9 protein-coding genes and 1 pseudogene are annotated in these 8,192 nt (G+C 48.2%); 5 read left to right on the top strand and 5 right to left on the bottom strand.

Annotated features, from left to right (window positions below; all coding sequences use genetic code 11):
* The first annotated feature begins 285 nt into the window (after positions 1-285).
* Complete coding sequence (locus tag Q0991_RS08755; protein WP_299487466.1) at positions 286-1,707, top strand: WGR domain-containing protein; 1,422 nt, start codon at positions 286-288, stop codon at positions 1,705-1,707.
* On the opposite strand, the gene Q0991_RS08750 is transcribed toward Q0991_RS08755, so the two are convergent.
* Complete coding sequence (locus tag Q0991_RS08750; protein WP_299487465.1) at positions 1,691-3,118, bottom strand: reverse transcriptase family protein; 1,428 nt, start codon at positions 3,116-3,118, stop codon at positions 1,691-1,693. The genes Q0991_RS08755 and Q0991_RS08750 overlap by 17 nt on opposite strands.
* Before the next feature lie 734 nt (positions 3,119-3,852).
* On the opposite strand from Q0991_RS08750, the gene Q0991_RS08745 reads away from it, so the two are divergent.
* The 3 genes from Q0991_RS08745 (at position 3,853) to sodX (ending at position 5,246) form a co-directional block, all read left to right on the top strand.
* Positions 3,853-4,341, top strand: a complete 489-nt coding sequence (locus Q0991_RS08745; protein WP_299487464.1) for a hypothetical protein — start codon at positions 3,853-3,855, stop codon at positions 4,339-4,341.
* 64 nt (positions 4,342-4,405) lie between these two features.
* Entirely contained in the window at positions 4,406-4,885 is a 480-nt protein-coding gene (gene sodN / locus Q0991_RS08740) for a superoxide dismutase, Ni (protein ID WP_299487463.1), read from the top strand.
* Position 4,886: 1 nt separating this feature from the next.
* Positions 4,887-5,246 carry a nickel-type superoxide dismutase maturation protease gene (gene sodX, locus Q0991_RS08735; RefSeq protein WP_299487461.1) on the top strand — a complete coding sequence of 120 codons (360 nt, stop codon included), beginning with the start codon at positions 4,887-4,889 and terminating at the stop codon, positions 5,244-5,246.
* A 224-nt stretch (positions 5,247-5,470) separates the two neighbouring features.
* On the opposite strand, the gene Q0991_RS08730 is transcribed toward sodX, so the two are convergent.
* The 3 genes and pseudogenes from Q0991_RS08730 to psbE form a co-directional block, all read right to left on the bottom strand.
* Entirely contained in the window at positions 5,471-6,097 is a 627-nt protein-coding gene (locus Q0991_RS08730; RefSeq protein ID WP_299487459.1) for a HupE/UreJ family protein, read from the bottom strand.
* Between the two features lie 272 nt (positions 6,098-6,369).
* Positions 6,370-6,507: pseudogene (gene psbF, locus Q0991_RS08725) on the bottom strand (cytochrome b559 subunit beta); the annotation flags it as partial.
* 11 nt (positions 6,508-6,518) lie between these two features.
* Positions 6,519-6,791, bottom strand: a complete 273-nt coding sequence (gene psbE / locus Q0991_RS08720; protein ID WP_299487457.1) for a cytochrome b559 subunit alpha — start codon at positions 6,789-6,791, stop codon at positions 6,519-6,521.
* A 451-nt stretch (positions 6,792-7,242) separates the two neighbouring features.
* Between psbE and Q0991_RS08715 the strand changes: the two genes are divergently transcribed.
* Positions 7,243-7,689 carry a Fur family transcriptional regulator gene (locus Q0991_RS08715; RefSeq protein WP_299487455.1) on the top strand — a complete coding sequence of 149 codons (447 nt, stop codon included), beginning with the start codon at positions 7,243-7,245 and terminating at the stop codon, positions 7,687-7,689.
* Positions 7,690-7,710: 21 nt separating this feature from the next.
* Here Q0991_RS08715 and Q0991_RS08710 read toward each other — a convergent pair whose 3' ends face one another.
* Positions 7,711-8,073, bottom strand: coding sequence for a hypothetical protein (locus tag Q0991_RS08710; RefSeq protein ID WP_299487454.1), 363 nt, complete (start codon positions 8,071-8,073; stop codon positions 7,711-7,713).
* Positions 8,074-8,192 lie beyond the last annotated feature (119 nt).

Here is an 8,192-nt window from a genome sequence, read left to right as displayed (position 1 = left end):
TGGATAGGGTAGTCGTTTCGGCCACCCTATTTTCTTTGAAATCACACTGCCCTATCTACTGCTGACTCTAGATTTGAAGTACCTTGTCATCCCCAAAGGAGATTCAGGTAAGTTCGCCTGTGGCATAAAACCCGAAACGAGTCGTCAGGTGTGGTACCTGTAGTGTGGTTCTCTCTTATGCTTGATTTCACTGTCTAAAATCAGGGGTTCACTTCAGATCCCGCCTTGCGTCAAACTAGATCAGATAGGTGAATCCTAAAAAGCAGAGGTTTACAGAGGATCAGTATGGCAGAAGAAAGAACCTATTTGGAACTGTCGGAAGAAGAAGGGGTCGCCCACAAGTTCTATGAAGTCGTCGTTTTGGGAACGGAACTAACCATCCGCTATGGACGGATCGGCAATTCTGGCCAAACCCAAGCGAAAACCTTTGCCACACCAGAAAAAGCCCAAGCTGAAGCGGCAAAAAAAATCAAAGCTAAGCTGCGTAAAGGGTATGAACATGCGGTTCAGGGAGTGCGGCAGAAACGGGCCATTACCCGTCGTCAAATGACGAGTACTCGCTCCTCGGCTAACCGTGCGCCAGTGCTGTGGAAGTTTGCCTCCGGGGCATCTGCCTTCGGTATTTTTATTGATGAATCGCAATGCTGGGTGGGCAATCAAAAGGGCCAGATCTTTACCCTGACTCCCGACGGAAAAGTCACGCAAGAGTTTAAACTCCCCGATGGCGTTAAATGTATTGTGGCCGATGCTGACTGGCGCTATGCCGGTTGTGATGATGGCAAGGTCTACGATTTGAGCGGAAAAGTTCCCCGCGCTGCCTACTCCATTGCTGAGGATGTTGATATCTTCTGGCTGGATATTAACGACGGCATTTTGGGGGTCTCGGATCGGCAAGGGCTAGTAACCACCATTAACCATGAAGAAGAATCCCAGTGGAACCGCCGCAGCAACGGTGACCACGGTTGGATGGTCCGCTGCGATGAGATTGGGGTCTATCATGGCCATTCGGGTGGCGTCACCATGTATGACTGGGAAGACGGCCAGGTGATTTGGAACCAGCGGACAGACGGAAATGTCCTGTTCGGTTGGCAGGAAGAATCAACGGTCTATGCAGGTACTAGTCGAGGTCAGGTTTATTGCTTTACCAAACAAGGCCAATTGGAACAGATCCTCAAGTGCGACGCTCAAGTGTATTCCTGTGCGGCAGCAGAGGACGGCAAATATATATTTGCGGGAGATAATGCCTCTTCTATTTATTGTTTCGATGCAGAAGGCAAGCGCCTCTGGAAGCTGGGAACAGGCTGTGGTTCAGCCTTCTCCATGCAGTTTATTCAGGATCGTCTGTACATTGTGACTACGGATGGTTCTCTGGCCTGTATTGATGCCAGCGAAACCGCTATTCGGGATGCCCAAGCGGGAACGGTGCCTGATGTGGTCAATGTGAAAGCACCGAAACTGGATGCGATCGCAGCCTCCTCTACCCTAGAAACCACTTCCAACGCTGGAGAAGGCGTGATCTTAGTCTGTGTGCAAGACGGCAGCAAATTGCGGGTTCGTGTGGAATCTGCTGGCTATCACAGCGACTGGAATGTCCAATTTCCCAAAGAGATGCGGGAAGCCGGAGCCCGATATGTCGTCGAAGACTTACGGGAAGCCGCCCGTGGCGGCTTTTACCGCGCCTACGGTGAAATCAAGAAGCTGGTCTAGGGGTTTGAACGCGGGGTGGATACTTGCGCTTAATTCGCTTGACTTGAGCCTGGAACTGGCTGCCCCGCTCAGGATTCACCATGGCGACAAAATTGGCATAGCCTTGGATCTGAGCAAAAGACACGGGCTGTCCCCCCCAATGCTGGTCGTCATAGCCGGACTGCTCAATTTGGTAAAGTAGTGCCCGGAATCGCTTCAGAGTTTTGCGATCCACGTTTAGCTTTTCGTTGACGACGACTCCCGTCACCTCCTGCTGTCGGCCATTGCGCAGAACCCGAGTTTTCTGGGGATGAATCGTAAAGCCTTCGTGGGTAACAATGGCATGGGTCCGTCGCAATAGCTTGCCCACCTGTTGTTGCGACGGACCTGTGGTTGAGAAAGTCAGATCATCGGCATAGCGTGTGTACCGATACCCCAACTCTGCTGCCATAGCAGTCAGTCTGCGATCTAAACGGCGACAGAGCAGATTGGTGAGTATAGGACTCGTCGGTGCGCCTTGGGGCAGGTGTCGCTGAGATTGGGCCACATAATAATTCTGACCATCCAAATCGACCTCCACCACATCGGGTTCCGTACAGAGCAGGGCAAAAATCGTGGCGGCAGCTTCGCTATAGCCAAAGGAGCGAAATAAACCTTTGACCCGAGGATAGGACACAGACGGGAAAAAATCTTGGAGATCGAGATTAATCACCACATCTGCTCCCAGATGCGGCGTTGCGTTAGTGACAATTGACCGACCTAGGCAAAACCCGTGGGCGGCCTCATGGAGGGGGATTGACGTTAGCTGTTCTGCGATCCAGTATTGGGCTTGCTTTAGGCGGGGCATGGGTGCAGAAATCAGCCGCTCTCCCCCCGTTTTCTTAGGAATTTTAAAGCGCACATAGTGGGAAACTTGGGCTGTACGCCGAGAGAAGGCCAGGAAGCGTAACTGTCCAACGCTGATCTGCATGGCCTTGGCAATCTCTTCAGCCGTCCCATAGGCAGGAAGGCCAAATTGCTGGAGTCGGGTGCGATCGCACTCGGTTTGGTTGAGTCCTCCGGAAACCCCTGCTCCTAGATAGACGATATCGCGGGCGTTTCGGTCTCGCCATGCGGCGGCCCGAGCCCGTCGTTCTTGTTCTCGCCGTTCTTTTGTTTCTTGCCGTTTCTGCTTAGAAGCAGCCAGTCGATCTTTGTAGAGCTGCTTTTTAATGGCGGCTTCGTTATGCAGCTTGCGGTTCTCGGCCCGTAGCGCCGCGAGTTCCCGCTGAATTTCCCCCTTGCGCCGGATCTCATCCGCCGGATCTTGGGGCATCTCGCCTTCGGCAGGCCAAAATCCCAACCGCACCATTTCTTCTAAAATGACCTCATCACGGGAGCTTTGACGGATGCGATCGTAGAGTTCTTGGCGAGTACGGGGTTGATTGGACATGAAGTCGAGGAAAGTGAACTCGATGACAGGGATGAGCACCGGGGTTAACCGTTGCCTGCTCAGCAAAAATAAACCCGGTCAGTTAAGCGCCTCTTCGTAAACCTCTTAGGACTGGATTGCTCAACTCGAGCGGGGCCGCCCTACTGTGGCTCGCTAGTTTCATGGAAACCAAACCGTAACAGCCACAGTAGGGCGAAGCCCCGCACAGTCAAGAGCAAGCCAGTGATGCGCGTTTAGACTAATCACATGAATGGTGATACACCATTCGAGTTGCAAGGGGTAAACCTTAACTGACTGGGTTATATAGTACTTATGTACTGTTAGTGTATCATAACACTCTCTTTGTAGAATGCCCAATATTTAAGTTCGTTTGCATCCAGGTCATGCTGGATATCAGTAGTGGAGATGTAACGGAGCTGGACTGGGGCCATTTCCAACTCCAGGGGATGAAACAACGGCGAAGCATTCCTGCAGACATGTATTGGTTCTGACGATCAGGGAAAGCTCACTAAATTGAGAACGCACAGGGGGTATGAACAAGCAGCTCCTTATTGAAAATAACTTGCGATTAACCCTTGAGTATGGCAGGATACTGTCTATGGGGATTCTCGGGTAATTTTCCTGCCTTTTGATATCAGTCAGGCCACCCAATTGATTCATATCTAATCAAGAATTATTTTGATCAGTCTGTTTCTCTGGCCCTTTATTTTGACCCCATCGAATGCTTGCTTGATATGGTCTACGATCCACAAACCTACTCATCCTATGAAATGGGCTGGCAACTCCACAGTAAGGCCGGCAATCAGCGTTTTCAGGCGGGGTTATACACAGACGCTCTTCAGGCATATCGCAAAGCGATTTCCTTGGCAGAATTGATGCTGATGACGGCCAAACAAGAGCGGCATCATCCTGAAGCAGTCCATGCCTATGTGATTGCTTGCCATAATTTGGCAGACAACTTGCTAAAGCTTGAAGATATTCCCGCTGCAGAGACAACGATGCAGCAAGCGTTAGAGCAAGTGATCGATTTGATGGTCGCTAGCCAATATTCTCGATGTCTACGGCTAGAAGCTGCCAAAGCATTGAAAATGGTTAGCCTTAAAGCCTATGCGTTCTATCAGCACTTAGGACAGCCCGCAAAAGCACATGCCGTGTTTCAGCAAGCAGCGGATCAAGCTCAGCAATTCTTTGGTCCAAGGCAACCCCAATCGTTGCGTGTTTAAATGCTTCGGGGGTCAACAAGCATCCTGGCAAAGACTGATTTAAGTTCAGATTAAGGAATGGTTTATGGTTCTGCGACAAATTACGACTCAAATCAAGCGTTGGTTTCCAGCTCCTATTGTCCATGCCCATTGTGATGGCCCTTGTGGTGTTTACGATCCAGCAGCAGCAAGGATTTATGCGGAAGCGGTTGTCTCAATGACTCGCAAGATTCAGGATCTGCAACCCCCGACCGATCAGAATCCCCAAGCAATGGCCACTTATTTGAATACGATGTCGCGATATATCCAAATTAAGGAAGAACAAGCTCAAAAGACAAAAGAGGAAATTTTGATTTTATGGACCGATTATTTTAAGCCTCAACACCTAGAGCAGTTTCCGAATTTACACGATATGTTTTGGAAAGCAGCGAAGCTTTGCTCTGCCTGCAAAGTAGAGGTGAATCTGCAACATGCGGAGGAGTTGCTAGCTGCTGTCCAAAATATTCATCAAGTCTTTTGGACAACCAAGAATCGAACCAATGTGCCGTGGTACAAGGCCAGTTGAAATGGATGATTCGGCAAGGACATCCCTCCCAGACTGCTCTGTCTGGGAGTTCCTATTGTGGTGCTGCCGACGACGCTGGCGCTGGGAGGTGCAGGGGCACTCAATGGAACCGACGTTGACACCTGGCGATCAGGTTTTGGTCCATCCAAGAGCCTATCGGCAAAGCGTCCCTGAAGTTGGAGATATTGTGCTCGCGCAGCATCCCTTTCAGCACCAGTTTTATCTAATCAAGCGGATTCAGGCTGTGAAAGATCATTCTTATTTTCTGGTTGGAGATAACGTAGCTGCAAGCACTGATAGTCGAACATTTGACGCGATTTCTCTAGACCATATTCTCGGCAAAGTGACCAGTTTTTTTTAAGGCTCAAGTGGGTTCACTCAAACCTTTAGGAGTACGCCCCATGTATATTGTTGTTTCTCTATTGCAAGATCCCCGCTTTTCCGTTGTTTTAGTACCGCTAGTGGTCGCCACTTATTCCATCTTATTCTTATTAGAATTTTTCGATGGATAAACTGAACCGTGGTGAGTGCTAAAAAAAGCGGGTGTGTTCCCGCTTAGCTATTAGTTGTACCTGCTCAAATCACTCATAGAAGATAGATTGAGCCGAGATAGGCAAGGCCAATCCCACCAATGCCCAAGCTAGGGACAATCAAATTTGGATGGGGTCGAAGGAACCGTCGATTCACACCACAGGTGGCATACCCTAGGGCAAGCTGAACTAAGGTAAAACTCACCAGGAAATTAACTTGGATCGAGGAAGAGACCGTTTCAATTAAAGCGGCATGGGGATACCCCTGACAAAATCCTGCGATCGCAACCCCCGCCACCATAATTACCGTCGCTACGGTATCGACTCGGGCAAGCAGTATGCCCATCAATAGCAATGTGATCGCAACCCCAGCAGTTGAGAACTGAATCCCCAGTAACCCTGCTGCAATACCCATCAGAGCCGAACTGGTAAAGACCCAGATCAGACTGCCATTTTTCCTCGCGGCTAATAGCCCTACTGCGAAGATCAAGGTAATGTGATCGAGGCCCATCAACGGGTGGACAACCCCTTCCCAAAGCCCATTGATCGGCGGACTCGCGCCGTCATGATGGGCCAGCAAGGGTTGAATACCTCCCCTCAACAACAAACTAATCACAACCCCTAAACTGATCCACAATAGTCGAGGAAGAACCTTTGAGCTTTTGAGAAAGGACGGTCTCATAACATTGCACCTAAATATTGGGTTTGCACCTAAATTTTCCGTAAGCCAGTAATGCAAAAAAGACACCCTCTTCTGCCTCAAGAGAGTGTCAAGCTAGCGTCGTTTTGCCAATCTTATTCCCGTTGCAAGACCTCTTGAATTTCTTGCAAGGTCGGACCACCAAAGAAAACGATATTCCAAGCAATCGAGAATAAGATCGGTACTAAGACCAAAGCGAGTCGGACGTCTAAGCCAGCAATAATTTGTGGAGCAACGGCTTCATAAATGTCACTACGATCAATAAATTGCATCGATGCGATCGCCCCGAGGAACCACACTAACGGCACACCCAACGTATGGATAGCCAACCATCGCACCGTATAGATGGGATATTTTCTCTGTGGGCGCTGGAGCTGAGTTCGAGCTGTCATCGTTAATTCTCCTAATTACTTGCGTCAGACTTGATCTTGAGCTTGCTGAAATCATCGATCTGCTGCTTACCGGCATATCGATCCGTCACAATTTGAATCTGAGACTGTGATTGAGAAAAATATTCATTAGGATGGGGCGTCCCAAAGACATCGTAAGCAAGTCCAGTACTGACGAAGAACCAACCCGAGATAAAAATAGCCGGGATATTGATAATGTGGAGCTTCCAAAAACTAAAGTCGGTAATTATCTCACCCAACGGACGTTCTCCAGTTGAACCTGCCATGATCATCTCCTAAAGCTTATTGAGAATAATTCTTAATCAGCATAATACTATTGATACTCATTTTCAATAGAAATCAACATAGATTTTCTGTTCTAATTTGAGAATCTGATAAGTGATTGCTATCTATATCAAAGACAAGGACTTACAGAACAACGGGCTTATCCCCTTTTCTGGCTGGCAGATGCTAAATAGAGCAGTATTTTTTATTTCAATTGAGAATTGTTGTAAATTTGAAACGGGCAACGCCCTAACACCCCAGCTATAGGGTCTGTCCTTCATGGTCATAAGGTGCCGGGTCTTTTAGTGCCGAAGGAGCAAATGGGGTTTCACCCCCAATTCACCGAGAGGGAACAACAAAGGTCTTCGCAATATGGGTAACCAATCCATTGCGCTTACCAAATTGGACTAGCCAACCCCAACGCTTTGGATTATTACCCAGTGAGGAGGGTACATGTACACTTCTAGTTCGCTCAAAGCAGAATTAAATGAGAAGGGCTGGCGGTTGACGCCCCAACGGGAAATTATCTTGACTGCCTTTCAAGAATTACAGAAAGGACAACATCTTAGCGCTGAAGACCTCTATGAGTTGTTACAGCAAAAAGGAACACCCATTAGTCTTTCAACGATTTACCGAAATACCAAGCTGATGTCTCATATGGGGATACTCAGAGAACTAGAATTTGCTGAAGGTCATAAACATTACGAATTGAATCAACCCTACCCAAATCATCACCACCATCTTATTTGTGTGAAATGCAATCAAACGATCGAATTCAAAAGCGATTCAATTCTTAAGGTGGGCAAAACTAAAGCCAAACAATCCGGTTTTCATCTCTTAGATTGTCAATTGACGATTCATGCGATCTGTCCAAATTGCCAAATCGTTAAGGGGAGATAATCGATTGATTGTCCGGTTCATTTAGAAAAGACTGTTAATCTCCAGGGCTTCTGAACCCCCTTCCTCCAGTGCTTTTAAGAGTCTTTTGAGTTGAAACCACACCAAAAGTCCACTGGACAACACCACGATCGTAGACATGGCAAAACCGATTATCCATGGCACAGCAAAAGTCGTCAAAGCGGAACCCACAAAGACCCAACTACAAAAACAGATGCCTAAATAAGGGATAACTAGCCTGACCTCGTTAACGGTGCTCAGCGATCGCGATGAGTTGCCCTGAAACCATTCTTTGGTTTTTCGCTTGATTGACACTTCAAATGCTTTGCCACATGCAAGTCCACAGAGCGCAGCGACCCCGATTAGCACATAGGGGGGATCAGGCACTTCAAATAATATCTGCAATAGTCAATACCTTCGCCAAACGGTTAAAGATTTTCAGATGCTTGTCTAGGGTGTATCGCGCCTAAGTTGGCAACCTTGGCAATAATCTGTGCCCAAGAAAT

The organism is Acaryochloris sp. IP29b_bin.137, from assembly GCF_028285745.1.
Classification (GTDB): domain Bacteria; phylum Cyanobacteriota; class Cyanobacteriia; order Thermosynechococcales; family Thermosynechococcaceae; genus Acaryochloris.
This window is presented reverse-complemented; position numbering and strand designations above follow the sequence as displayed.